Here is a 24,230-nt window from a genome sequence, read left to right as displayed (position 1 = left end):
CCTTAATTTAGTTCAGCGTATTTTTGTATATCACACCGTCTTTCATGATCAGTCGAATAGTTTCGGGACTATCGGGCCTTGGGTCTGCGCCAAACCACTGATCTCCAGTACCCACGACCGAGAAATCCTCGAGCGGGTTGCCATCGATCAGCAGGATATCTGCATATGCCCCTTCTTCGATCACGCCGAGCTTGCCTGCGGTGTAGGGGTTCATGAAATCACCGGAAAGCGCGACGACCTCACCACCCACCGAGGTCAGGGTCACCATGGACGTGTAGGGTCCAAAGAACTCATTATTGAGGTGCTTTTCATAAGCGATCTGTATGTTGCAGGCTTCGACCGATCCAACACAGTCTGTCTGGAACCCGCGCTTGACCGGGCATTCCTTCATGTTGTCGATATAACCCGCAAAAGTGGCCGAGGCCGACTTTGCCTTGGCCAGGCTAGCCGGCACATTTGCTACGGCAGGGATTTCAAGCAAGCCCGGGTCGAAAGCCGTTAGGTTCGTCGTTATATACGCCCCCTTTTCTTTCATCACCTCGGCGATTTCGCAGTCAAACGAGAACCCGTGCTCAATCGACATCACACCGGCCTCCAACGCATTCAGGATCGCTTCTTTGCGATAGGAATGTGCCATCACATAACTACCGTATTCGTTGGCGACCTGCACCGCAGCTTCAATTTCTTCCGGGGATCCAGCCAGCAACTGCCACGGGTCAAATGCCGAGACAACACCACCGGACTGCATGTATTTCAGTTGAGTAGCGCCCATCCGAAAGTTGTTTCGGCCGAATTTCTGAACGTCGGCGACACTGTCCACTTCCTGAGCCAGATTCAGACGACCCATATTCGTTTCGGAACCCGGCGGCGCGGTGAAATTGGCAAAGTCTGCATGACCGCCTCGGGTTCCAAGAAACGCTCCGGAAGCATAGTGCCGAGGTCCGGCAATTTGACCCGCATCAATCGCTCTACGCAGTCCGCCGTTTGCGCCACCCGCGTCCCGCACCGTGGTGAAACCCTGCATAAGATACATCTCAGCCATCCGTGCGCCATGGATCGCAAAATCTTCCCAGGTCGTGTTGGCTTCCATGGCTGGAAGAGACGGCCCCATCAGCATCAGGTGCGCGTGAAGCTCGATAAAGCCCGGTGACAGCGTGCGCCCCCCGCCGTCAATTATCGTGGCTTCCGGCGCATCAATGGCTTCCGTTGAAACTGCCTTGATCAGGTTGCCTTCGACCAGCACATTTGCATTTTCAATGCGCTGCTCATTCACTCCGTCAAACACATGCACATTGGTAAACAAGGTTTGAGGCGGCTCCGCATCCTGTGCTAGCACAGGCGAGCCAAAACAATACGCTACTGCGAAGAAGGCGGCCGAAAGCCGAGCATTGCGAAATCCGGTCATGGGTAACCTCATTAAATTCAGATGTTGTAATTCTAGTTCGAAATCCCTCAACCGGGTTGCCACATTTTTATTCGGATGTTCGAATGTGGAGCAAAAAGTGGCAACATCACCAGACAGATTGCCTGAACCGGAGGTATTTACCCGTGCCCCTCAACACGATCCAGCAAGGCCAAAGCGAAGGGTTCATTCGGCTCGCCCTGGCGGCACCGTTTTTGCGATACCTCACCGAGCGCCAAATTGACCCACGACCAGCTTTGGATCAAGTCGGTCTTCACGCCGAGCTTTTGTCCGACCCATCCGTTTACGTGCATTCCGAACTGGTCTTCGGGCTTATTAACGCCTTTTCGGATCTGGCCAGTGACCGCTTCCTTGGCCTTCATGTCGGAGAGACATTCGATCTGCAGGCATGGCCGCCATTTGCTCAGGCCCGGCAGTCCTCAAAGTCGCTCTTTGAGTTCTTTGCCCGCTTTGTGCAAATTGTCCCGCAAGAATCCAGCTCGGTTCGGCACCGGCTGATCGTCGACGCGGACAAAGCGACCTACCAGATTGAACGACAGCAGGAACCGGCCGTGCCACCTGTGCAGGTTACTGGATTTGGGGCCGCGATTTACGTGAGGTTGCTGCAAACCGTTGTAGGACAGGCCTGGGACCCGTCGGTCGTGCGATGGGAAAGCCGCTATATCAACGGCGTTCCTGTTGGATACAAAGGGATTGAGGTTAGCCTCGGGACCTCACCCGGAATGCAGATCAGCTTTCCTGTGGACTGGTTGTTCAAGGCTCAGGCGCCCGGGGTGACAGCCAATCCCCCGACCACCGCCCAACCCGAAGAAGAGATCACTGTAGTCGCGGCCATACGATCCGTACTGCGCGACAAACTGGATGAAGCGGATCTGGGGCCACATATCGTTTCCGGCCTGCTGGGCATACAGACGGATCGGTTTTTGAAAGTGCTGCAGCAACAAGGCACGACACTGCCCCGTGAAATCAAACGCCTGAAGATAGATGTGGCCAAAGAACACCTGAAACAGAACCGAAAAACCGTCGCCGAAATCGGCCTTCTGCTGGGATACTCAGACAAGTCCCACTTCACCCGGTTTTTTCGAGGTCAGACGGGCATGACACCGACTCAGTTTCGGGCAGGCACGAGTCTTGCAAAAGGGAGTTAACGTCGATCGGTTGGGTTCAAAATTCCGGCGGTTCATTCCGACAATTCAAACCCCGGCCTTGCTTGCGCCCAACTTAAAAACAATATGAATGAAAGCGCGGGCCATGCGATTCCTGCCGAGCAGTATGGTTGAACGCGCTGCAGCTTGTTACTTTGGCAGGGCAACCGAAAAACTCAGAGGTTTGGTCGCCGTAAGTCGTGACACTTGCAGCCCGCAATACCGTACCCCGAACCGTCAGGGTGCCATCGCTCATCGAGTGCGATATCCGCTTGCCCATGAGGCGGGAGGCGGCATTCAACATCATAGGTGTTTCGGATCATTTGACACAGGTTCGTTTTTCCGGCTGGCCCTTTGCCCGTATGGCCATGGGCCGAACCGGCAGGCGGCATACCTTTCCCATCGCGGTCATGGGTTGCAATCTGTCATACAGATGTCTCTGTGGTGTGGACCATCATGCCGCCGGGACGCGCCTCAAGCTCTTGGGAAGGTATGCTCAGGGTTTCCACACTGGTCCTCAAATCACCTTTGGCCCTGCCAGAACCGCTTTGTGCATCTGTCGACCTGTAAAGCGTGCGGAGTAAACTTCGGACACCGCCCATCCAATCGAGACCAACGCCGCCACGTAGCCTGCCATTAACGGGCTGAGCTCATGCAGTCTTTGCAGATAAAACGGCATGAAGAACTCGGCATTGATACAGAATATCAAAAGCGCCATGACCGATATGGCCAGAAACAGCGGCGACCCGGGAACGGTAGCTCCGCGGGGAAACAACCGCACCGCCTCAGTCTGTTCACGACGCATCAGCGTCAGAAGCAGAAAAACAGACGCAAGTACTGCAGCAGCTGCCAACGCAACAGACGGGGCGATACTGCCAAGGGAAACCGCCAATACCGACCCGGCAAGTAACGCCAACTGCCCGAAAGCAATGGGTGCGGTCGATTTGTGGTCTTGTTCGCTGCGGGGCAGCAACTTCAAGGTCAACGCAACAAACAAAACAGTGATAGGCAACATGACTCCAAATCCCATGCGCCACATACCAAACTCGGCAAAGATACCTCCGACGGCCGGTCCGAACAGCATCGTGATACCCCGAGGGGCGGTAGCCTCAATCGTCGATGCTTGCTTGGATTGCAGCAACGATTTCTAAGCGCAAACATGCCGCTTATTTGTTGCTGGTATGGACAACCAGGCACTTTACTTCAGGCACTTCAAGAAACCTGCTTTTTCCTTTCCGGCCAGAACTCGTCTACTATGACGTAAGCGACAATCACGAAGAAGGCGGCCCCGGCGACTTGCAATACGCGAGTGATACTTTTGACGTCAGCCTCGTCCGAAAAGGGCGCAATCGACCCTCCGTAAACGATCAGAACCGTTGTCAATGCTGAACCGGCTGCTGCTGCTAGCGGGACCTGAGATTTTCCAAGCGCTCCGAGTGCGAAGCAGAAGCCCAAACACAATAAAACAGGTGTCACAATAGTCGGTGCGATTACGTTTACCTCATAGCAAATGATCGACACCGCTGCCCCAAGCAGGTTTGCCGTAAGCATGGCTTTGGCGACGGCTTTGCCCATTGACGGCATTGCCGCCAGTTGTTGGCTCAGAAGGGCAACAAAGAACAGAACCAACAAAGCTGAGGCGCCGGACAAAAAAAACGCCATGGCAAATGGAACCGTCACTAGCGACATTCTGACGATCCGCCGGTAGCGGTCAAAGTCTGGTGGCGCGTCAGCTTTCTTCTGAGCGGTTGTCTGAGGTTCCGCTGGTATCAGCACAAACATCAGCGTCGCGACGAAACCGGCAAAGAGTAGGTTCATCGGTATCCAAAACACGAGCACCAACGCCAGATCCTGCGATTGCAAAACAAGGTTCGGGATCATCAACGCCCCCATAAGCGCTATGACACCGGGTAAAACACCGGCCCCTGAAACTGACCACATGAAGGACAGGATGATCCCGATGGCCACCAGAATAAGGAATACCACGGGGTAGGGCGCGAAGACTGAAGACAACAGGAATGAGATGGACATCAATCCTATTGAGAAAACAAACAGCTTGGCGAATGCCGCCAAAGGCAGCGCGGCTGGGGCCTGTAGGAACAAAGCGGTGAAAACTGCCCCCACAACCGCCAATGGCCACCCCAGAAACAAACCCAAGGCGAAAACGCCGGTTACACCCAGCGCGAGCCGAAGAACGGATTTTCGATCCTCAATAGGCATAAGACAGTATTGAGACCAAACGGATATAGGTTCGACCAACCACGTTCAACAGGGAATTGTCGCTCAGGTACATGATCACATCGGCCTGCCCGTTGAGTTGGAAGCGCAGATCGTCTTCGGCGCTTCCGGCCTCATATCCCGGTAGCACGATCCGAACTGGGAACCGTTCTGGTTCGCGCAGAAACCCTTTGGTGCTTGGCGGGCTCGCCAGTTGGCCTGGTTCATCTCCGCCACTCAGGGATACAGCCGAGCTGAAGCTTTCGATCACGCCCGGAACAATCTGGCCCGGATGCATATCCAGCACGACATCGACAGGAGATCCCACCACAGCCCTGCCGAGGTTGTTTTCGGTGAAATACGCTTCGATCCATACGTCGGTTGCATCCAGAAACGTCAAAAGATCCTGACCGGATCGCGCATAAGTTCCGGGAGCGATCAACAGATTGGAAATGACGCCCGTTGCCGGAGCACGCAGTTCGGTCCATTCAAGATTTAGCTCTGCATCCGCCAAGGCAGCCAGGGCGCGTTGGATTTTCGGATTTTCAATCCCGTCGTCTCCCAGCCGTTGCTTTGCTTTTTCCAGATCCGCCTTGGCGTTTTCATAATTTGCCTCAGACTCTGCCAATTGACCTCGGGCATCATCGGCCTTTGAGACAGCGATCAATCCCTTTTTTTCCAGTGTAAAAACACGCTCGGTCTGAATGCGCATCGTGTCCAGATCACTCTGGGCCCGTGCCAGTTTGGCTTGTGCGGCCCTCACCTCAGCCGAGGACGCGCCCACCTCCTGCGTGGCTGCTTCAAGATCAGCTTCCGCCTTGTCGCGTTCAATTTCGTAGGGTCTGGAATCGATCCGAACCAGAACATCACCGGCCGAGACAACTTGACCGTTTTCAACAAGAACCTCGGTCACTGTTCCGGTGACCTGTGGAACGATCTGGGTAGCGATAGCTTTTACGCGGGCGTTCCCGGTAAACGGCGTTTTTCGGTCAGCGACAAGGTACCAGACCAGAAAGACAAGAATGACGGCCAGAGTGGTCCATATGGTCTTTCTCATTTCGCCGTTCCTTCAGCGGCGCTTTCGGATTCTGCCGGCGCGTCAATCCAAACTTTGAACAGCTCGTAAAAGACAGCGAACAGGACGGGACCCATAAAGATGCCGATCAATCCGTACGCCATCATGCCACCAAGAACACCGATCAGAATGACCAGCATCGGGGTCTCAAGCCCTTTCGAGATGAATACAGGCCTTAGGAAACTGTCCATTATCGCGACAGGTATAGCCAGTATGGTGAAGATCAACGCGGTTCCACCGGACATCGTGCTCCAGGCATAGATGATTACCGGCAAAAGAACCAAGCCGGGCCCGATTTGGATAATCGAGAGGATCAGGCAAATAAACGCTAGTGTGGCGGCCGAGCCAATTCCGAACAGCGCCAACAATATCCAAACGACAACCGCCTGAATGGCAGCCACGCCGATCACACCCTTCGTCACATTGCGGATCGTAGCGCCGGCCAGGGTCACGAACTCGCCGCCACGGGGTGCAAAGACTCGGTTGGCAAAGCGCTGAAGGCCTTGCACCAAACTTGGCCCGGGGCTGAACAAGGCGCCCATGATCAACACGGACAGAGCCAGCGCTAAAAGCCCAAGTCCGATGCTCAACACCCTTCCGAACAGTGACTTGGTGATCTCCAGAATCTGCGCGCCATATTTGGCGAGTGCGCCATCCAAGTTTCGTTCAAACAAGCCCCAGACTTCGGCAAACTTGTTTCCGACCAGCGGCAGTTCACTGAGGCCCTCGGGTGCTGGTGGGATTTTTAGCTCGCCCTTATCCGCTTGTTCCGCAAATTCAGATCCAAGTTCGGCAGCTCCGGATACTGCCGTTGCGACCGGCCCCAAGGTCAAAACAAGGCCCAACAAAACTAAGATTGTCGTGGCAAGTTTCTTCCGTCCACCCAACTTAGATTGCAGCCAATCGAAAACCGGATAGAGCGCGACGCACAGGATCGTCGCCCAAATAACCACGCTTGCCAGTGGAGCGACCATTACCAAAGCGCTGTAGAGGAATAGTCCAAGAAACAGCAATCTTATCGCGAGATCGACAATCTTCGCGTCCTGGGTCTTTTCCATACCATCCCTCCGTTATCAGTTTGCTGAACGATACACTCAAAAAAAGTAATATGTATATTGTTTAAACTTTTGAGGATCCTACCGCTGCTTATAAACCACAGTAAAACCTGTTTGGGACAGCGCTGTTTGGTCAAACTAATGCCTGCGTATGAACTCGCATTGGCTCAAAGGGGCAAAACCTAATTGTCCTCTTTTTTGTCATCCTGAGACAAAATTGTATCCGCCACCGTGGTAGCCGCAGTCACAAAGATGCCAAGGCCCACGATGATGTAAAACATCGTAAAGATCTTCCCTGCCGCGGTTTCAGGAGAAAAGTCGCCAAACCCCACAGTCGAAATTGTCACGACAGAAAAGTAGATGGAATCGAGCCAACTCCACCCTTCGACATAATGGTAAAACGCCGACGCCCATAGGATCATACCAGCTGTGAAGGCAAGAAGGCCCTTCACCCTGCCATCTTTAAAGGCGACGCCTACACCTCGCGTAATTCTGGTTAGTGAGTTCATAAGGCCACCATACCAAGCAATTCATATATAAATAGCATTTAGTGAATTGATTTGAGTTTAACCAAAAAACTGTTGCACACCCAACTTGCGTATCAGGCGGGAGTTGCAACGATCTTCAGGCCCTACCGCTTCGGGATACTTCAAAATTATTCGGCTCTTGCTCACGCGGCCAACGTGAGAAGTGCATCCATCCGCAATAGATAAGATCAGCGAGCGAATTCACGTTTCAACGTACCAAACAGGCAAAGAAGCGTTGCCGGTTGGACATTTTCATTTTTCTATTAGCAATGGTGAAAGCGCGTTTTCCCATGGCCTTTTGGACTTCATAGATCGAGCCTTGGGTAGGAGCATCCGGCGCTGCTACGCTCAGTGAACTGGATTCCATGCGCGGCTCCAGCGTCGACTGACCGCACAGCAAACGCTGGTCAAACTCTTCAATTCCTTCCCAAGTTCCGCAACCGCCTACAATCGGAAAAGCATCCGCCGCCATCGTCTCATAAAAGATCACCCGCCAATCCTTGGGTGAGGTGTTAAGATCCAAGCTATAAATGATGCGTGCGTTATGGATTGAGATCGAACCGGCGGGGCCCATCAGCTGCACCGAGTTGCCGCTGTCCAGCCCAAAAGCTTCCAGATCCATTCTACCAGCAAAGACCCCTTAGTGATGGTGTGAATAGACCGGCCCTCTGTGGGAACCGGGGAACACCCGCAGCGGGCCGTATCCGTCCTGCATATCGTCGATCATGATGCCGACGGCCAGAACGTCGTCATCGGTGTAGGGGTAAAACGTCCAGTCCTGATGTCATTCATCCGCCGCACCGAAACCTGCAGACTTCATGTTCAGCTTGGTCGTCCGCAGCCGCAAGTCCGGACCGATCAAATCCCGAACCGGCGCCAGAATATGGTCCGAGCGCATCAGATCGTCGATCACCTTCGACTGAGTATGGGGCAGTTTCACCCGGCGGATGCGCGGGCTTTGTGGCGTATGGCAGTCTTCCAGATCCAGCCGCTCATCCGAGGCCGTCATCCCGCGGGCCATGTTCGTGAAACAGTCGGTCTCGGTATGAATGGAACTGATGATTGCGTCTGAGACCCTTCGCTCGAGGACAATGAACCCATCCCTGCGGTATCTCTCGATCTGACTTTCGGTCATACCTCTCGCTGCGACTACGGCACAAAAAGCGCTCAATGTGTCGAATGCTGCGTTACCCACCTAAGGCCTCGCTGCACAGAATTTCGACTTTGCAAAGTTTAGCAAACGCCCATACCGAACCTTGATCACGCTCTCGTCAGCTTTGGTCCAGAACTCGCCAAAACCAGTCGATGATTGACGTAGCAGCTGGTGGGAAAAGCTCACGTTTGACGGCAACCTCAGACGCAATTCACTCGTTCAAAAGAGACGAAAGTTCGTCCGCCGCTTTTTGCAGTATTCCCAGAAACGACATTAGGCTTTTGACGTCGTGACGTTGTGTCGGGGCGTGCACCGACAGCGTGGCCACCAACCTGCCCTGCCCATCCAAAACGGGCACAGCAAGGGCCGTCATTCCAGCCATGAATTCCTCATCGTCGGTGGAAAACCGGTTCTTGGCGATGTTTTGGATTTCCACCCGCAATACCTTGGGATCAGTCAGAGATCGTTCAGTCTGCGGTTTCAGGTTACCCGCTGCAAGAAATCCATCCAGCGTTTTTTGCCGCAGTGTCGAGAGATACATCTTACCACTGGCGGTACAATGAAAAGGTACCTGTGTACCCACCGGCAGTTGAATTCGCAGCGGCCACTTCGTTTCCACCCGGTCCAGATAGATCATTCCCTCTCGGTCCGGGACGGCGAGATTGCAAGTTTCACCAACCTCTTCTGCTACGCTGCGCAAGATTGCCAAACGCGCCGTACGCAGGTGCTCGGAAGACATCGTATTAACCGAAAGCAGCCGTAGCCGATGCCCAGGGCCATACGAGCGCCCATCAAGGTCGCGCTGCAGGAAACCTTCGGATTCTGCGGTCTGCAGCAGGCGGTGAACGGTTGGTTTGGCCAAACCCAGTGTTTCGACAAGGTCTGATGGTTTGACGGCAATTCCTCTTCGCGCCACCTCCTCAAGGATGAGAAGGAGGCGCAAATTGGTCGGAATCTGAGTTTCCTTGTCCTGTGTATCCGTCTCAACCATAACGTGACAGTCTAGTTATTTGGCAGCAGGATCAAGGCCAGATCGGGTACCAGCGATACTAAAATCCAGACAGACAACAGGGCCACCAGATAAGGCACCGTATAGCGTAGCAGCCGGAAATAGGGCACGCCGGTCACACCTGACGCCACATAGAGGTTCAACCCGTATGGCGGTGTGATGAACCCGATGGATGCGCCCACAAGGAAGATTACCGAGAAATGGATCGGATCGATCCCGACCGAGGCCGCAATCGGCGCCAGGATCGGGGCCAGAATGATCGTGACCGGAAGGCTTTCCAGCACCATGCCTGAGAAGAAGACGATAACCATCGAGGTAAACAGAACCGCGTGGTAACCGCCCATCGAGGTCACAAAGTTCCCAATGGTTTCTTGCGCCCCAAGCAGCGACAGGATTTGCTGCATCACCACAGAAATTGCAATCAGCGGCGCGAGGATGCCGGTGATCTGTGCCGAGCGGATCACGATTGACGGGATTTCAGGGATTGTGAAGCCTTCGACCACGAACATCTCGGCAAAGGTCTTCTCGGTGGGTGAAATGTCGTTCCTTGCGCCCATGATCCGGTTGATCGGATAGCTGACCAAACCTGCGATCACGCAGAAGCCGACCGTCACGCCCGCCGCCTCGGTCGGAGAAAACTTGCCTGTATAGATGCCCCAAAGCACCAGTCCGATGGCGAAGAAACCCAACCACGCTCCGAACGCGGTTTTTAGCACCCGATTCAGTTGCAGCGGAATCAGATGACCCCATCCGTTCATACGGCAGATGATCCAGCACGCAAATTGCATGCCAAACACCATCAGCGCGCCCGGAAGGATACCTGCTACGAACAGTTCGGAAATCGGCAGGTTCATCAGGAAGCCGTAGACGATGAAAATAATCGACGGAGGAATTATGATCCCCACTGTGCCGCCCGCCGCTGCGGTCGCAGCGCTGAACCGCTCGTCGTAGCCGCCTTTGACCATCTCAGGGTGCAGCATCGAACCGATGGTCGCGGTTGTCGCCGAGTTCGACCCCGAGATTGCGGCGAACAATCCGCAAGCGCCCAGCGACGCCATCGCCAGCCCGCCGCGTATCCAACCCAGACAGGCATACGCAAAATCGCTGAGCCGTCTCGCGATGCCTGATTTGTTGATCAGGTCTCCGGTCAGGATGAAAAGCGGCATCGCCAGCAGGGCGAACCCTTTGTTGAACACGTTCAAAAGTTCGGCCCCCATGTTGTCCAGCGTCAGGCCAAGGACAAAGGAACAACCGATGACCCAATAGCCGATGACCAGCAGGACGGGTACGCCCAACATGAATAGAAAAGTGACCCCAAGCGAGATCAGTGTGACCATGGTTCCGTCTGTCATTAGTCTGCTCCGATCACGGCCTGCTTGATCAGCGGCTCGCCTGTTTTCCAGTTGTGCAAATCATCGGCAAGGTTCTGAAATACCCGTCCGACCATCAGAAAGAAGGATAGAGGCGCAGCCAGAAGGAACCACCACTGCATGATATTGTCGGTGCCCAGAACGATCTGAAAGTTAGACGCCGACAGCGCCACCAACCGGGTCGTGGTCACAATGACGATCACCGCAAAGATGAACCACAGAACCGCGTCAAGGATAAGACAAGCCAATTGCCCGCCGCGCGGCATGGCCGTGCGAAACTCGCTGAAACTCAGATGTGTGCGCAGGCGTACGTTGTAGGACGCTCCGAACCACGCCATGACCATGAACAGAAGAGGCGGAATGGTGGTTGACCACGGCTCTTGGTCGTTGAACACAAATCGGTCGATCACGCCCCAAAAGATAATCAAAGCAATCGCGAGGTAGGAATACACCATCACCGAGCGTTCCAGATGCCGTTCGACGAAGGGCACCGCCCGATAGATCAGCATGATCACGAACCCGCCGAGGGCCGACACAATCGCGCCCCAAACCCACGTGGCATCGGATTCCAACGCGGATTGAATCTCGAACGAATCCTGGCTGAGAAAGGCGCTGAAGATCGCACCTGTGTCTGCCCAAAACGACATGAACCCCGTCCTCCCAGTCGGTAATTGGTTGACCTGGCCCGGTACCAGGCCAGGTCTGTGAGTTTATCAGGCCTGGCCCATCCACCAACGGCGCGGCTCGACATTCTCGGGCAGCGTGTCCGCTGGGATCTCACGCGCGATGTCGTAGATTTCCTGATAGGTATCGATGCCGCCGGCCCATTTGTTAAGGCGTTCGCGCCACTGCGCCCAAGGTTCAGGGTTGTAGTTCGGGGCGCACATTTCTTCCGCTAATTTGATCTGATCGTCCGCCAGGAAAGCCGGACGCACTCCGTTTTCGGCAAAGATCGTGTTGGGCAATTGCGGGTCCGAGAAGCCCACAGTGTTCAGCAGCGCCGCCTCGTTCGCGCCTTGGATCAAGGCTTGCGTGAAATATGAGGATTCCATCACAGCATCCTGCAACTCTCCGCCCAGACCGTCAAAGACCTTGGCCGACATGGATGTGTGTTCAGTGCCACAGAAGAATTTCAGGTTGACCGACTGCGAAACCACAGGTGCCATATTGGCGTAAGCCACGGCCGACGCCCAGGTTTCCGCCCCGTCGATCAGACCAGTCTTGAGCGCATCCAGCGTTTCTTCCCAAGCCACCGGCACCGGGTTCAAGTTCAACAGCTGCATTGCAATTCTGCCCAACTGCGTACCCGTCACACGGTTCTTGGTACCGAACAATTCTTCCAGCTTGGTGACAGTTGGTTTGTCCGCAAAAGTCGATCCCATTTGCAAACCGCGCAACTCACAATGGGTAAACAGGAACTTCAGCCCGTGCCGTTTCTCCAGCGGTTCGCGCAGGATACGCTGGCTCGCGGGGCTATAGAAGAAGTGATACTGCGCCGCACGGCTGGGGAACATATAGGCATAGTCCAGCACGTTCAGATAAGGCGCGCCACCGGCCGAGTTCTGCGTTGAGGCCGCATAAATATCGACAATCCCCTGCTGGGTTTTTTCAACACAGCTCAACTGGCCGCAGATCTGGTTGTCGCCAATGAATTCGATCCGAATCTCACCGTCCGTGCGTTCTTCCAAGTCCCGCGCAAATTCGATCGCGCCCGCGCGTTCGATCAGAAGATTGCGGGTGTTGAACCCCGATGCGCCAAATTTCAGCGTGTGCTTCGGTTCTTTCGAAAAGCGCTTTTCGTAGGTTGATTCGGCTGCCTGCGCCAGATTCGCCAGACTCATCGCGCCACCGAAGCCACCTGCGGCCAGCAGAGTCGAACTCATGCCATAGCGCCCTGCCACACGAAAAAAATCCCGCCGGGAAATGCCACTTAGTTTCTTACCGATCTCCATTGCTTACCTCCCTGATCGCAATTATTGAGACGTTTTGTATCAAAAAATGCTAGTATAATTCTTGCATCCTGCATAGAGTTTTTTTCAACGACGTTGGAAGGAGGCGATCATGGAGGTGGATTATGCAGTTGTTGGCGCGGGATCTTCGGGCTGTGTCATTGCCAACCGGCTGAGCACCGATCCCAATACAACCGTTGCTTTGCTTGAAGCGGGTGGCCGTGACACAAACCCCTGGATTCATATCCCGGTCGGCTATTTCAAAACCATGCATAACCCTTCTGTTGATTGGTGCTATCGCACCGAGCCCGATCCGGGGTTGAACGGGCGGTCAATCGACTGGCCACGGGGCAAGGTCCTGGGCGGCTCATCCTCGCTGAACGGGTTGTTGTATGTGCGCGGTCAGAAAGAGGATTATGACCGCTGGCGGCAAATGGGGAATGAAGGTTGGGGCTGGGATGATGTCCTTCCCCTGTTTAAGCGCTGTGAAGATCAGGAGCGGGGCGAAGACGAATATCACGGGGTCGGCGGGCCTTTGTCTGTGTCCAATATGCGCATTCAACGACCTATCTGCGATGCCTGGGTGGCCGCAGCGCAGACCGCCGGTTATCCATTCAACCCAGATTACAACGGCGCCGAACAAGAGGGCGTGGGTTACTTCCAACTAACCACCCGCAATGGTCGCCGGTGCAGCGCTGCCGTGGCTTATCTCAAGCCCATCCGGGGACGTCACAACCTGAACATCATCACCAACGCACTGGTGACACGCGTGGTTCTGGACGGGAAAAAAGCAACTGGTCTGGTTTACCGGGATCGCACCGGGGCCGAACAAACCCTGAAAGTTCGACGAGAGATCATCCTTTCAGGCGGGGCGATCAACTCGCCCCAAATCCTGATGCTGTCGGGAATCGGTGACCCGGATCATCTAAAGGAAAATGGCATCGAACCCCAACATGCCCTGCCCGGAGTTGGGAAGGGTTTGCAGGACCACTTGCAGGCGCGGCTGGTGTTCAAATGCAATGAGCCGACGCTGAATGATGAAGTGCGCAGCTATTTCAATCAGGCGCGCATCGCCCTAAAATACGCGTTGTTTCGTGCAGGTCCTATGACGATGGCCGCCAGCCTAGCCACCGGATTCATGAAAACCCGCCCGGATGTAGAGACGCCCGACATTCAGTTCCACGTCCAACCCTGGTCTGCCGACAGCCCCGGTGAAGGTGTACATCCCTTCTCGGCCTTTACGATGTCGGTCTGTCAGCTGCGCCCGGAAAGCCGAGGCGAATTGCGCCTGAATGGTCCGGATCCGTCCAAATATATCAAAATCATCCCGAACTACCTTTCCACGGAAACGGATTGCCGAACCATCGTCGACGGTGTGAACATCGCGCGCAAAATTGCTGAACAGAACCCTCTGGCCTCAAAGATTTCAGAGGAATTTCGACCGACAGCTGAGCTGAGCCACGACGATTATGAAGGCACGCTGGATTGGGCCAGATCCAACTCCACATCAATCTATCACCCAACCGGTACTTGCGCGATGGGAAGCAGTAAGATGTCCGTTGTCGACGCAAAACTAAAGGTACACGGCATATCTAACCTGCGAGTGGCAGATTGCTCGATCATGCCGGAGATCGTCAGTGGCAATACTAACGCCCCAGCGATCATGATCGGCGAAAAGGCCAGCGATTTGATAAAGGCGGATGCTTGACACATCGCACGACGGCCTGAATTTCAAACAGAACTGCGGCAACCCATACACCAGTGCGCACGTAACACAGGACTCGAATTCGTCCGTCTATGGAGACTGCTCCAAATTTTGGGGCGCATTCCGATTTCGGTTTTCACCTTTTTCTCGTTCCAACTATGGCGGTTAGGCAAGATGCACTTGACGTTCTACAGGAATGTCGAGCGACGCACAGTTTACCAATTGCTGCACAAAACTCCTCCATCACACTCAGGAAGCAGTTTGAGTTGCGAAGGGTTGGTTGGTGGCTGCTAGTTAACGTTCTTGATGGCAGCATAAAGCCGGCGAAACTGTGTCAACCGCTCGAAGAGCACTGTCATTTCAGCTGGCTCGAACCTATCTGCAGTTGGCAGCTGAAACGCGAGATCGGCTCCGGTGATCACATCGTCGCTATAAGCTGCCAGCCGCGCCGCACCAAAGGCCGGGCCAGTATCGGCTCCTTCCGAGCGCACTACGGGTTTCCCAATCACCGTCGCGATCAACTTCAGCAGAAAATCTGATTGGCTGCCTCCTCCGATGGCAGCCAATTCCGGCAATTTATCCATAGTGTCGCCGAAACTCTGCGCTGCATCGGCAAAGCTAAACGCAATGGCCTCCAATACGGAACGGCAAATGTCAGCACGTGTTGTCGAATCCTCAAGACCAAAGAAGCAGGCCCGGATATGCGGATCGCCGAGGGGGCTGCGTTCACCAGTCAAATACGGCAGAAAAATCGGCACGCGATCCCCGCTGACCGTTTCGGCAAGGGCAACAACTTCAGCTGCGGAAAGCCCAAGCTGTCCACCTATCCACGAAATCGGCCTTGCGCCATTCAGCATCGCCGCCATTTGATACCAACGACCCGGCACCGTGTGCGCAAAAGCATGTACATAACGTTCGGGGTTGGGTTTGTAAGCGCGATCCGCCACGAACAACTGGCCGGACGTCCCTAAAGAGATGAAGCCTCGACCCGGTTCGGTTGCACCCAAAGACACCGCCCCGGTTGCCGCGTCCCCTCCTCCGGCCACGACGGGCACATCAGGTCTCAATCCCGTCTCAGCTGCGGCCCGTGCCGTCACAGTGCCAACGACACTGTGGCCGTCGAAAATCTGCGGCAGCCAATCGCGTGCCACGTCAGAAGCCTCAGCAATTCCGGCATGCCAGTTGCGCGACGCCTGATCCAGCCACAGTGTCCCGGCGGCATCGGACGCGTCGGTTGCCAATTCTCCATGCAGGCACAACCCAATGTAGTCCTTGGGCAGGAGAATATGGGAAAGCTGTGCATAGTTGGCGGGCTCGTGTTTTTTCAACCAAGCAATCTTGGGCGCGGTAAAGCCCGGCAAGGGAATGACGCCTGCAATATGGCCAATTTCCGGCTGGGCCGCGCGCAGGTCCTCACATTCCTGTACTGCCCTACTGTCATTCCACAGGATTGCTGAACGGATCGGGCGCAGACCGCGATCCAGCAAAACAGCGCCGTGCATTTGGCCGGACAACCCGATGGCTTTGATCTCCGAGAGCGTGATTTGCCCGGCAAGCTGGGTCAGCGCATCACGCGTCGCCTGCCACCAGAGCTCGGGGTGTTGCTCTGACCAGCCAGGCTGTGGCGAGGAGGTCTGGATTCCGACGGAAGACGACGCAAGAATTCGATCGGTGTCCGCACAGACAAGCTTGACCGCTGACGTTCCGATATCGATCCCGAGATACATTCAAACCCCTTGCCTGCACAGATACGCGGAACTTGTCTGGCTATTGATTTTTAGCGCGCGCAAAGAATATGTAAAAATATGATAAGATCAAGGCCGCTAACATCCGCAGGCAGACTGGCATGACCAAAATTAAGAATATGGAAGAGTTCGCAGCCCTCAGCGGCATCTCGCGACCCACGGTGTCCAAATATTTCCACGATCCCGATAGCGTTCGTCCGACGACAAGGGCTCGCATCGAAGAGGCGCTCGAACGGTTCGACTATCGCCCGAATATCTATGCTGTGAACCAGAACCGGAAATTGACCAAGAATATCGGCATCGTCGTGCCCTATCTGGCCGATCCGTTCTTTGCCGAAATTGCGCGCTATCTGGAGCAAAGCTGTATCGCGGCCGGGTATCGCCCTTCCCTGTTTAGCTCTCACGGCGAACAAAAGCTGGAAAACGAAATTCTGGATGGCCTGCAATCCATGAAACCCGCCGGGGTTCTGTTGGCACCTTTGGGACGTGTTTCAGACAGATCCGCGATTGAGAAGTTCTGTGCAAATGTGCCGACTGTTCTGTTTGACAGTAATCTTGATGGTCTGGGTGCAGCCTTTGTTGGTTCAGACAATTTCAGCTTTGTGTCTCAGACCGTGGAGTACATGACCCGGACAGGCGAGCCGCCTTCTTTCTTCGAAATGCGCACGCCTGCGAACCCGAACGCCAACAAGCGAAGAACAGCCTATGTTGAAGTGATGGAGCGCCTCGGGTTCGAGCCGCATATCATCAAAGTCGATGGTAAAGGCTGGGCGTTTGAAGAGATCGGGCACAGGGGCGCGCTGAAAGTTCTGGAAGAGCGTGGATTGAGGACGGATTCGGTTTTGTGCAGCAATGATCGGCTTGCCATTGGTTTTCTTGCCGCTTGTTTCGAACAGGGGATTCGGGTTGGCCGAAAGGAGCGTTGCACGCTGCGCGTGGCCTCAAATGACGATCATCCATTCGCAAAGTTTACGTGCCCCTCGCTGACAACGGCTGCGCATGACTATGACAACGTGGCCGGGCGAAGTGTCGAAACCTTGTTTGAACTCATTGAAAACGGGGGAAGGTTTACTTCTCGAACAGAGACACTTTTCCCCGCGCGACTTGTTTTGAGGGACTCTGCATAACCCCGCTTTTTAACGCGCGTAAAGTTTTTATTGACGCCGCGACAATTTTTGACCTACGCTCTCTGCACGACATCCAAGCTCAGGGAGGACAGGGATGTATCTGAAGCACGCACTTCGTGCGGCGACTGCACTGACATTCGTCGCCACGGCAGCAGCCCACGCGCAATCCATTACAATCGCCACTGTGAACAACGGTGACATGATCCGGATGCAGGGCTATACCGACAAATTCACCGAAGCGACTGGCATCGATGTCGAGTGGGTGACATTGGAAGAAAACGTGCTGCGTCAGCGCGTAACCACCGACATCACGACCAAAGGCGGTCAGTTCGACATCATGACCATCGGCATGTACGAAACGCCGATCTGGGGTGCAAATGGCTGGCTGGTGCCGCTGGAAGGCATGTCTGCAGAATATGATGTCGATGATATTTTGCCCGCCATGCGTAACGGGCTGAGCCATGAGGGCACACTTTTCGCAGCTCCGTTCTACGGCGAGAGCTCGATGGTGATGTACCGCACAGACCTGATGGAAAAAGCCGGGCTGGAAATGCCTGACGCACCTACCTGGCAATTCATCCGCGAAGCTGCGGCAGCGATGACGGACCGCGACAATGATATCAACGGTATCTGCCTGCGCGGCAAAGCTGGCTGGGGTGAAGGCGGAGCGTTCATCACCGTGACCGGGAACTCTTTTGGTGCGCGCTGGTTTGACGAGGAATGGAAGCCTCAGTTCGATCAGCCCGAATGGAATGAGGCGCTGACCTTCTTCGTCGACATGATGGCGGAATCCGGACCTGCGGGCTATGCGACAAACGGCTTTAACGAGAATCTCTCGCTATTCCAGCAGGGTAAATGTGGCATGTGGATCGACGCCACCGTTGCGGCGTCATTTGTAACAAATCCGGAAGATTCGACTGTCGCGGACAAGGTCGGTTTTGCTTTGGCGCCGAACTCGGACGGTGTCGACAAACGATCCAATTGGCTCTGGGCATGGGCGCTGGCCATCCCGGCGGGTACTCAGCAGGAAGATGCCGCGAAACAGTTCATCGAATGGGCGACATCCAAAGACTACATTGAGTTAGTAGCGGAAAACGAAGGCTGGGCCAACGTCCCGCCGGGCGCGCGCACCTCGCTATATGAGAACCCCGAGTATCAGAAAGTGCCGTTTGCCAAGATGACTCTGGACTCGATCCTGTCCGCGGATCCGAACAACCCTACCGTGAAACCGGTGCCCTATGTTGGCATCCAGTTTGCAGCGATCCCGGAGTTCGCAGGTATCGCCACACAGGTGAGCCAGGAGTTCTCGGCGGTCTATGCCGGACAGCAATCGGTTGAAGAGGCGCTTGAGAAAGCGCAGGCCTTCACCGCTGAAGAGATGGAAGCCGCAGGGTACTGAGGGCTTCTCCCCGCGGGTGGGCAATCTACTGCCCCCCGCCTTCCCCTTCCACAACCCGTTTTTTTCTCGCAGGCTGGCACACGCCTGAACAGAGAGGTCTTGCGTCATGGCAACCCAACATTCCCGATCCGTTGCTCGCCTGATGATGGCACCCGCAGTGGTCCTGCTGCTTGGCTGGATGCTCGTACCGCTGACGATGACGCTGTACTTTTCTTTCAAGAAATACCTGCCCCTGCGTGGCGGTGATCTGGGTTGGGTTGGGTTCGACAATTATGTCCGCTTCGTATCTTCCAGCTCTTTCTGGCCCGCTGTACAGGCGACACTGGTGATTGTCGGCGGCGTGCTGGTGATAACGGTGGTGCTGGGCATCCTTCTGGCGATGCTGCTGGATCAGCCGATGTGGGGACAAGGTGTTGTCCGCATTCTGGTGATCGCGCCATTCTTCGTCATGCCTACGGTCTCCGCGTTGGTCTGGAAGAACATGTTCATGGATCCGGTGAACGGTTTGCTGGCCCATCTATGGCGTTTCTTTGGAGCCGAACCGATTTCATGGCTATCCGAGGCGTCGATGACCTCAATCATCATGATCGTGTCGTGGCAGTGGCTGCCTTTCGCAACGCTGATCCTGCTCACCGCAATTCAATCGCTGGACAGTGAGCAGTTGGAAGCCGCCGAGATGGACGGTGCACCAGTCCTGAAACGCTTCTACCATATCATCCTGCCACACCTGAGCCGCGCAATCACGATCGTAATCCTGATCCAGACAATCTTTTTGCTGTCGATTTTCGCCGAAATCTTTGTAACCACCGGCGGCGCATTCGGCACCCGCACACTCACCTATCTGATCTTCCAGCGCGTGCTGGAAAGCCAGAATGTCGGCCTTGGATCCGCCGGAGGTGTCTACGCCATCATCCTTGCCAACATTGTTGCCATCTTCCTGATGCGCATCGTCGGCAAGAACCTGGACGCGTGAGGAGGAACAACCATGACCCGCGCCGTCACAACCCGCCGCAAATCGCTGAACACTGCCCTTGCCTGGGCAGTTGGATTACTGATCTTTTTCCCGATCCTCTGGACCATCCTGACCAGCTTCAAAACCGAAGCACAGGCAATTGCGAGCCCGCCCCTGTTCCTGAACTTCGACTGGACACTGGAAAACTACGCCATCGTGCAGGAGCGCTCTGACTACATGCGGTTCCTGTGGAATTCGGTTATCATCGCAGGCGGATCAACTATTCTGGGCGTAATCATTGCGGTGCCTGCCGCTTGGGCGATGGCCTTTGTGCCCTCAAAGCGCACCAAGGACATCCTGCTTTGGATGCTGTCCACCAAAATGCTGCCTGCAGTGGGCGTGCTGTACCCGATCTACCTGCTGTTCATTCGGCTTGGGCTACTCGACACTCGTGGGGGATTGGTCGTCGTGTTGATGCTAATCAACCTGCCGATCATCGTCTGGATGCTGTACACCTATTTCCGCGAAATTCCCGGTGAAATTCTGGAAGCTGCGCGGATGGACGGGGCGACGCTGAAAGAGGAAATCCTCTATGTCCTGACACCTATGGCCATTCCCGGCATCGCCTCGACCGTGCTGCTGAACTTCATCCTGGCGTGGAACGAGGCATTCTGGACCCTCAACCTGACAGCCGTCGACGCGGCCCCGCTCACTGCCTTCATCGCCAGCTATTCTAGCCCGGAAGGCTTGTTCTTTGCCAAACTCAGCGCAGCCTCGACCATGGCAATCGCACCAATCCTGATCCTTGGCTGGTTCAGCCAGAAACAACTTGTCCGCGGCCTGACCTTCGGCGCTGTGAAATAAGGAGCCCTCCGTATGGGACGCATTCAACTCAAATCCGTGACCAAAAGCTTCGGCGACGTACAGGTCATTCCTCCGCTGGACCTGACCATCGGGGATGGTGAGTTCACAGTTTTCGTTGGCCCCTCGGGTTGCGGTAAATCCACCCTTTTGCGTTTGATTGCGGGGTTGGAGGACATCACCTCCGGTTCCATCGACATTGACGGCGCGGATGCCACCGACGTGCCGCCCGCGAAACGGGGATTGGCGATGGTGTTCCAATCCTATGCGCTCTACCCACACATGACGGTGCGCAAGAACATCGCCTTTCCACTGCGTATGGCGAAGCTGGATCAAGCGGAGATCGACAAGCGCGTCGAAGGCGCGGCGAGCGTCCTGAACCTGACCGACTATCTGGACCGCCGCCCAGGTCAGTTGTCCGGGGGTCAACGTCAACGGGTCGCCATCGGGCGTGCGATTGTCCGTGAGCCAGCCGCTTTCCTGTTCGACGAACCGCTTTCAAACCTTGATGCAGCGTTGCGGGTCGGCATGCGGTTGGAGATCAGCGAGTTGCACGAACGCCTCGCCACAACGATGATCTACGTAACCCATGATCAGGTCGAGGCCATGACGATGGCCGACAAGATCGTCGTTCTTCAGGCCGGTGTTATAGAACAGGTCGGCAGCCCGTTGGAGCTTTACCGTACGCCGCGTAACCTGTTTGTTGCGGGGTTCATCGGCTCACCCAAGATGAACTTCATAGAAGGCGCAGAGGCAAAAAAACACGGCGCCCACACCATCGGAGTGCGACCTGAACATATCACGGTATCCGATAGCGATGGGGCATGGTCCGGTGTCGTCGGCGTGTCGGAACATCTGGGATCGGACACGTTTTTCCATATCCACGAAACCGGCTTGGCCGAAACCATTACCGTCCGTGCGGATGGAGAAGTAGGATTCCGCCACGGCGATCGTGTCCACCTAACCCCACGCGCCGATGTCATTCACCGGTTTGACGCACAAGGGCTGCGGGTCGAATGAACCGACTGGCTGGCAAAACCGCCCTCATCACCGGGGCCGCGCGTGGCATAGGGTTGGCCTTTGCCAAGGCGTATGTTGCTGAAGGCGCGCGTGTCGCGATAGCCGACATCGACGGCCTTCGGGCGCAAGTGGAAGCGACCGAAATCGGGGACGCCGCTATGGCCGTCGAAATGGACGTAACCAATCAGAGCAGCGTAGATGAAGCCGTCGCGCGAACGGCGGCCTATTTCGGTCCCATAGACATTCTGATCAACAATGCGGCCATCTTCACCGCCGCCCCAATTGTCGAGATCGAGCGCGCCGACTATACCCGCGTCTTCGACATCAACGTGGCGGGTACACTTTTCACGATGCAGGCCGTCGCGCGTCACATGATCGAACACGGGACCAATGGCCGGATCATCAACATGGCGTCTCAGGCCGGGCGCAGGGGTGAGCCTTTGGTCAGCGTGTACTGTGCCAGCAAAGCCGCAATTATCTCTCTAACTCAATCGGCGGGGCTGAACCTGATCTCTCATGGCATCAACGTGAACGCAATTGCTCCGGGTGTTGTCGACGGCGAACACTGGGACGGCGTTGATGCCTTCTTTGCAAAACATGAAGGCAAACCACTCGGTCAGAAGAAACGCGAAGTGGCTGCTGCCGTCCCCTACGGCCGGATGGGCCGTGCCGAAGATCTGACCGGGATGGCGGTTTTTCTGGCTTCCGATGAGGCCAAGTACATCGTCGCACAAACCTACAATGTTGACGGCGGAAACTGGATGAGCTGATGGATCCTGTCGTGAATGCAAACCCTCCGGTACGGTTACGGCTGAGTAACCTATCAAACCTACCAGCGACTATCAGAACTCCGGTGTACCAGCGTTCGGATCTGACGCCGGGCATCGTCCATATCGGACTTGGCAACTTTCACCGTGCGCATCAGGCTTGGTATCTTCACCAGCTGATGCAGCAGGGTCAGGCCCACGACTGGGCGATCATCGGAGCCGGTGTACGAAACTATGACGCCGCGATGCGAGAGAGGCTTCTTTCGCAGGACTGCCTGACTACGTTAGTCGAACTGGATCCGAAAGGGACATCCGCCGAGGTGATCGGCCCGATGATCGACTATCTGCCAATAGAAGCGGGCAACGCAGCGCTGATCCTCAAGATGGCCGACCCATCCATTCGGATTGTGTCGCTTACGGTCACTGAGGGAGGGTATTTTCTCGATGCCAACACCGGCGCCTTCAACATCGATCACGAAGATATCCGCCATGATGCGGAATTCCCCAACCAGCCTCGCACGGTTTTTGGCGCCATTGTTTCCGCGCTTAGCCAGCGCCGGGGGAATGGAGTAGAACCCTTTACTGTGCTGAGCTGCGACAACCTGCAGGGCAACGGGACAATCCTGCGAAACTGCGTTGTTGGCTTGGCGCGGCTGTCCGACCCTGATCTGGCCGACTGGATTGACGAGAACGGGGCATTCCCCAACTCGATGGTCGATTGCATCGTGCCCGCGACAACTGATCAATTACTCTCGCAATGCCGAACCCTTGGCATCGATGACCGAGCGCCCGTTTCGCATGAAAATTTTCGCCAATGGGTGATCGAGGATGATTTCTGCGCCGGGCGGCCGCCGCTCGACAAGGTCGGAGTAACCCTGACTCACGACGTGCATAGCTACGAGACAATGAAACTGCGCATTTTGAACGGCGGGCACCAACTGCTCGCAAATGTCGGGGAAATTCTGAACGTCCCGACGATTTCGGATTGTATGCAGGACCAGGACATCTTCGCTTTTTTCAGAAAAGTTCAGGCTGAAGAAATTCTCCCTCATGTCAAAGCCGTCCCCGGAACGACGGCCAAAGATTACCTTGAGTTGGTTGAGAGGCGATTTGCGAACACGTCAATCCATGATACGACGCGCAGGGTCGCTTTCGACGGGTCGGCTCGGCATCCTGGATTTCTGCTGCCGTCGCTGGGTGATGCACTTTCGTCTGGCTCTTCCGCAAACGGACTCGCGTTGGCAGAAGCGTTCTGGTGCCGGATGTGTGCGGGTGTTCGAGAGGATGGATCTGAAATCGCGCCCAATGACCCCCAATGGGAGAGCCTACGAAAAACAGCGTTGGCGTCCAAAGCAGAACCAGAGCTTTGGCTCGACCAACACCAGTACAACGGAGCATTTCGTAGCGGCACAAACTTTTCCGCGACTTTCGCCTCATGGCTGACCGCGATCTGGCAGAATGGCAGCCGTGCCGTCATAGCCAAATTTATCACTGTTGGCTCAAAATCACGCTAATCCTATATGCAGTGAGCGATCAGTCGTGTTTTTATCTTGCCGTATTCGTCAGTCAGATCCGTAGCCTGGGATTTCCGTTTTGCGGCGTGATTCACGGTTCAAAAACGAGCGGTGAACAAGTCTGACCTCTTCTGGCTTACGGATGCGCAAATGGCGCGTCTGGAGCCCTTCTTCCCGAAGCCCCACGGCAAGCCGCGCGTCGATGACAGGCGTGTGG

The 24,230-nt window shown here is 55.4% G+C and carries 22 protein-coding genes and 1 pseudogene; 9 read left to right on the top strand and 14 right to left on the bottom strand.

Features of this window, described 5'->3' with window-relative positions; translation table 11 throughout:
* Positions 1 to 7: 7 nt before the first annotated feature.
* On the bottom strand, positions 8 to 1,405 hold the full coding sequence (locus ACR0J0_RS05755) for an amidohydrolase family protein (protein ID WP_480661978.1): 1,398 nt from the start codon (positions 1,403 to 1,405) through the stop codon (positions 8 to 10).
* A 143-nt stretch (positions 1,406 to 1,548) separates the two neighbouring features.
* On the opposite strand from ACR0J0_RS05755, the gene ACR0J0_RS05750 reads away from it, so the two are divergent.
* Positions 1,549 to 2,571 (top strand): AraC family transcriptional regulator, encoded by a 1,023-nt coding sequence (locus ACR0J0_RS05750; RefSeq protein ID WP_480661976.1) that lies wholly within the window; start codon positions 1,549 to 1,551, stop codon positions 2,569 to 2,571.
* A 514-nt stretch (positions 2,572 to 3,085) separates the two neighbouring features.
* Here the strand turns inward: ACR0J0_RS05750 and ACR0J0_RS05745 are convergent.
* From ACR0J0_RS05745 to ACR0J0_RS05690, 12 genes and pseudogenes are all read right to left on the bottom strand, one after another.
* Positions 3,086 to 3,652, bottom strand: coding sequence for a hypothetical protein (locus ACR0J0_RS05745; protein WP_480661974.1), 567 nt, complete (start codon positions 3,650 to 3,652; stop codon positions 3,086 to 3,088).
* Positions 3,653 to 3,780: 128 nt separating this feature from the next.
* Positions 3,781 to 4,788 carry a DUF2955 domain-containing protein gene (locus tag ACR0J0_RS05740; protein ID WP_480661972.1) on the bottom strand — a complete coding sequence of 336 codons (1,008 nt, stop codon included), beginning with the start codon at positions 4,786 to 4,788 and terminating at the stop codon, positions 3,781 to 3,783.
* Positions 4,778 to 5,842, bottom strand: a complete 1,065-nt coding sequence (locus ACR0J0_RS05735) for an HlyD family secretion protein (protein ID WP_480661970.1) — start codon at positions 5,840 to 5,842, stop codon at positions 4,778 to 4,780. Before ACR0J0_RS05735 ends, ACR0J0_RS05740 begins: the two co-directional genes overlap by 11 nt.
* Positions 5,839 to 6,918 (bottom strand): AI-2E family transporter, encoded by a 1,080-nt coding sequence (locus ACR0J0_RS05730; RefSeq protein ID WP_480661968.1) that lies wholly within the window; start codon positions 6,916 to 6,918, stop codon positions 5,839 to 5,841. The genes ACR0J0_RS05735 and ACR0J0_RS05730 overlap by 4 nt, the downstream gene beginning before the upstream one ends.
* Before the next feature lie 179 nt (positions 6,919 to 7,097).
* Positions 7,098 to 7,367, bottom strand: coding sequence for a potassium channel family protein (locus ACR0J0_RS05725; protein ID WP_480661966.1), 270 nt, complete (start codon positions 7,365 to 7,367; stop codon positions 7,098 to 7,100).
* Between the two features lie 283 nt (positions 7,368 to 7,650).
* The gene (locus tag ACR0J0_RS05720) at positions 7,651 to 8,064 is read right to left on the bottom strand and encodes a hypothetical protein (protein WP_480661964.1); all 414 of its coding nucleotides are present in this window, start codon (positions 8,062 to 8,064) and stop codon (positions 7,651 to 7,653) included.
* Between the two features lie 18 nt (positions 8,065 to 8,082).
* Positions 8,083 to 8,214: pseudogene (locus tag ACR0J0_RS05715) on the bottom strand (phytanoyl-CoA dioxygenase family protein); the annotation flags it as partial.
* Between the two features lie 12 nt (positions 8,215 to 8,226).
* Positions 8,227 to 8,577, bottom strand: coding sequence for a phytanoyl-CoA dioxygenase family protein (locus tag ACR0J0_RS05710; RefSeq protein WP_480661962.1), 351 nt, complete (start codon positions 8,575 to 8,577; stop codon positions 8,227 to 8,229).
* Between the two features lie 229 nt (positions 8,578 to 8,806).
* On the bottom strand, positions 8,807 to 9,586 hold the full coding sequence (locus tag ACR0J0_RS05705) for an IclR family transcriptional regulator (RefSeq protein WP_480661960.1): 780 nt from the start codon (positions 9,584 to 9,586) through the stop codon (positions 8,807 to 8,809).
* An 11-nt stretch (positions 9,587 to 9,597) separates the two neighbouring features.
* The gene (locus tag ACR0J0_RS05700) at positions 9,598 to 10,956 is read right to left on the bottom strand and encodes a TRAP transporter large permease (RefSeq protein ID WP_480661958.1); all 1,359 of its coding nucleotides are present in this window, start codon (positions 10,954 to 10,956) and stop codon (positions 9,598 to 9,600) included.
* Positions 10,956 to 11,621 carry a TRAP transporter small permease gene (locus tag ACR0J0_RS05695; protein ID WP_170467697.1) on the bottom strand — a complete coding sequence of 222 codons (666 nt, stop codon included), beginning with the start codon at positions 11,619 to 11,621 and terminating at the stop codon, positions 10,956 to 10,958. Before ACR0J0_RS05695 ends, ACR0J0_RS05700 begins: the two co-directional genes overlap by 1 nt.
* Before the next feature lie 66 nt (positions 11,622 to 11,687).
* Positions 11,688 to 12,926, bottom strand: a complete 1,239-nt coding sequence (locus tag ACR0J0_RS05690) for a TRAP transporter substrate-binding protein (RefSeq protein ID WP_480661956.1) — start codon at positions 12,924 to 12,926, stop codon at positions 11,688 to 11,690.
* Positions 12,927 to 13,035: 109 nt separating this feature from the next.
* Here ACR0J0_RS05690 and ACR0J0_RS05685 point away from each other — a divergent pair, with 109 nt between their 5' ends.
* The gene (locus ACR0J0_RS05685; protein ID WP_480661954.1) at positions 13,036 to 14,631 is read left to right on the top strand and encodes a GMC family oxidoreductase; all 1,596 of its coding nucleotides are present in this window, start codon (positions 13,036 to 13,038) and stop codon (positions 14,629 to 14,631) included.
* A gap of 287 nt (positions 14,632 to 14,918) precedes the next feature.
* Here ACR0J0_RS05685 and xylB read toward each other — a convergent pair whose 3' ends face one another.
* Positions 14,919 to 16,355 (bottom strand): xylulokinase, encoded by a 1,437-nt coding sequence (xylB, locus tag ACR0J0_RS05680; protein ID WP_480661952.1) that lies wholly within the window; start codon positions 16,353 to 16,355, stop codon positions 14,919 to 14,921.
* Positions 16,356 to 16,474: 119 nt separating this feature from the next.
* Here xylB and ACR0J0_RS05675 point away from each other — a divergent pair, with 119 nt between their 5' ends.
* The 7 genes from ACR0J0_RS05675 to ACR0J0_RS05645 all read left to right on the top strand — a co-directional run bounded on the left by ACR0J0_RS05675 (position 16,475) and on the right by ACR0J0_RS05645 (position 24,013).
* Positions 16,475 to 17,500 (top strand): LacI family DNA-binding transcriptional regulator, encoded by a 1,026-nt coding sequence (locus ACR0J0_RS05675; RefSeq protein WP_480661950.1) that lies wholly within the window; start codon positions 16,475 to 16,477, stop codon positions 17,498 to 17,500.
* 94 nt (positions 17,501 to 17,594) lie between these two features.
* On the top strand, positions 17,595 to 18,899 hold the full coding sequence (locus ACR0J0_RS05670) for an ABC transporter substrate-binding protein (RefSeq protein WP_480661948.1): 1,305 nt from the start codon (positions 17,595 to 17,597) through the stop codon (positions 18,897 to 18,899).
* A 106-nt stretch (positions 18,900 to 19,005) separates the two neighbouring features.
* Positions 19,006 to 19,872 (top strand): carbohydrate ABC transporter permease, encoded by an 867-nt coding sequence (locus ACR0J0_RS05665; RefSeq protein ID WP_480431073.1) that lies wholly within the window; start codon positions 19,006 to 19,008, stop codon positions 19,870 to 19,872.
* A gap of 12 nt (positions 19,873 to 19,884) precedes the next feature.
* The gene (locus ACR0J0_RS05660; RefSeq protein WP_480661946.1) at positions 19,885 to 20,715 is read left to right on the top strand and encodes a carbohydrate ABC transporter permease; all 831 of its coding nucleotides are present in this window, start codon (positions 19,885 to 19,887) and stop codon (positions 20,713 to 20,715) included.
* 12 nt (positions 20,716 to 20,727) lie between these two features.
* Positions 20,728 to 21,732 carry an ABC transporter ATP-binding protein gene (locus ACR0J0_RS05655; RefSeq protein WP_480661944.1) on the top strand — a complete coding sequence of 335 codons (1,005 nt, stop codon included), beginning with the start codon at positions 20,728 to 20,730 and terminating at the stop codon, positions 21,730 to 21,732.
* Complete coding sequence (locus ACR0J0_RS05650) at positions 21,729 to 22,502, top strand: L-iditol 2-dehydrogenase (protein WP_480661942.1); 774 nt, start codon at positions 21,729 to 21,731, stop codon at positions 22,500 to 22,502. Before ACR0J0_RS05655 ends, ACR0J0_RS05650 begins: the two co-directional genes overlap by 4 nt.
* Positions 22,502 to 24,013 carry a mannitol dehydrogenase family protein gene (locus ACR0J0_RS05645; RefSeq protein WP_480661940.1) on the top strand — a complete coding sequence of 504 codons (1,512 nt, stop codon included), beginning with the start codon at positions 22,502 to 22,504 and terminating at the stop codon, positions 24,011 to 24,013. Before ACR0J0_RS05650 ends, ACR0J0_RS05645 begins: the two co-directional genes overlap by 1 nt.
* The last annotated feature ends 217 nt before the right edge of the window (positions 24,014 to 24,230 follow it).

This window comes from Ruegeria sp. BF12 (assembly GCF_056538705.1).
This window is presented reverse-complemented; position numbering and strand designations above follow the sequence as displayed.

Excerpts from the sequence above, each read along its gene's own strand:
- ACR0J0_RS05755 (WP_480661978.1), bottom strand. The coding sequence starts at position 1,405 with ATGACCGGATTTCGCAATGCTCGGCTTTCGGCCGCCTTCTTCGCAGTA.
- ACR0J0_RS05745 (WP_480661974.1), bottom strand. The coding sequence starts at position 3,652 with ATGCTGTTCGGACCGGCCGTCGGAGGTATCTTTGCCGAGTTTGGTATG.
- ACR0J0_RS05740 (WP_480661972.1), bottom strand. The coding sequence starts at position 4,788 with ATGCCTATTGAGGATCGAAAATCCGTTCTTCGGCTCGCGCTGGGTGTA.
- ACR0J0_RS05735 (WP_480661970.1), bottom strand. The coding sequence starts at position 5,842 with ATGAGAAAGACCATATGGACCACTCTGGCCGTCATTCTTGTCTTTCTG.
- ACR0J0_RS05730 (WP_480661968.1), bottom strand. The coding sequence starts at position 6,918 with ATGGAAAAGACCCAGGACGCGAAGATTGTCGATCTCGCGATAAGATTG.
- ACR0J0_RS05720 (WP_480661964.1), bottom strand. The coding sequence starts at position 8,064 with ATGGATCTGGAAGCTTTTGGGCTGGACAGCGGCAACTCGGTGCAGCTG.
- ACR0J0_RS05710 (WP_480661962.1), bottom strand. The coding sequence starts at position 8,577 with ATGACCGAAAGTCAGATCGAGAGATACCGCAGGGATGGGTTCATTGTC.
- ACR0J0_RS05705 (WP_480661960.1), bottom strand. The coding sequence starts at position 9,586 with ATGGTTGAGACGGATACACAGGACAAGGAAACTCAGATTCCGACCAAT.
- ACR0J0_RS05700 (WP_480661958.1), bottom strand. The coding sequence starts at position 10,956 with ATGACAGACGGAACCATGGTCACACTGATCTCGCTTGGGGTCACTTTT.
- ACR0J0_RS05695 (WP_170467697.1), bottom strand. The coding sequence starts at position 11,621 with ATGTCGTTTTGGGCAGACACAGGTGCGATCTTCAGCGCCTTTCTCAGC.
- ACR0J0_RS05690 (WP_480661956.1), bottom strand. The coding sequence starts at position 12,926 with ATGGAGATCGGTAAGAAACTAAGTGGCATTTCCCGGCGGGATTTTTTT.
- ACR0J0_RS05685 (WP_480661954.1), top strand. The coding sequence starts at position 13,036 with ATGGAGGTGGATTATGCAGTTGTTGGCGCGGGATCTTCGGGCTGTGTC.
- xylB (WP_480661952.1), bottom strand. The coding sequence starts at position 16,355 with ATGTATCTCGGGATCGATATCGGAACGTCAGCGGTCAAGCTTGTCTGT.
- ACR0J0_RS05675 (WP_480661950.1), top strand. The coding sequence starts at position 16,475 with ATGACCAAAATTAAGAATATGGAAGAGTTCGCAGCCCTCAGCGGCATC.
- ACR0J0_RS05670 (WP_480661948.1), top strand. The coding sequence starts at position 17,595 with ATGTATCTGAAGCACGCACTTCGTGCGGCGACTGCACTGACATTCGTC.
- ACR0J0_RS05665 (WP_480431073.1), top strand. The coding sequence starts at position 19,006 with ATGGCAACCCAACATTCCCGATCCGTTGCTCGCCTGATGATGGCACCC.
- ACR0J0_RS05660 (WP_480661946.1), top strand. The coding sequence starts at position 19,885 with ATGACCCGCGCCGTCACAACCCGCCGCAAATCGCTGAACACTGCCCTT.
- ACR0J0_RS05655 (WP_480661944.1), top strand. The coding sequence starts at position 20,728 with ATGGGACGCATTCAACTCAAATCCGTGACCAAAAGCTTCGGCGACGTA.
- ACR0J0_RS05650 (WP_480661942.1), top strand. The coding sequence starts at position 21,729 with ATGAACCGACTGGCTGGCAAAACCGCCCTCATCACCGGGGCCGCGCGT.
- ACR0J0_RS05645 (WP_480661940.1), top strand. The coding sequence starts at position 22,502 with ATGGATCCTGTCGTGAATGCAAACCCTCCGGTACGGTTACGGCTGAGT.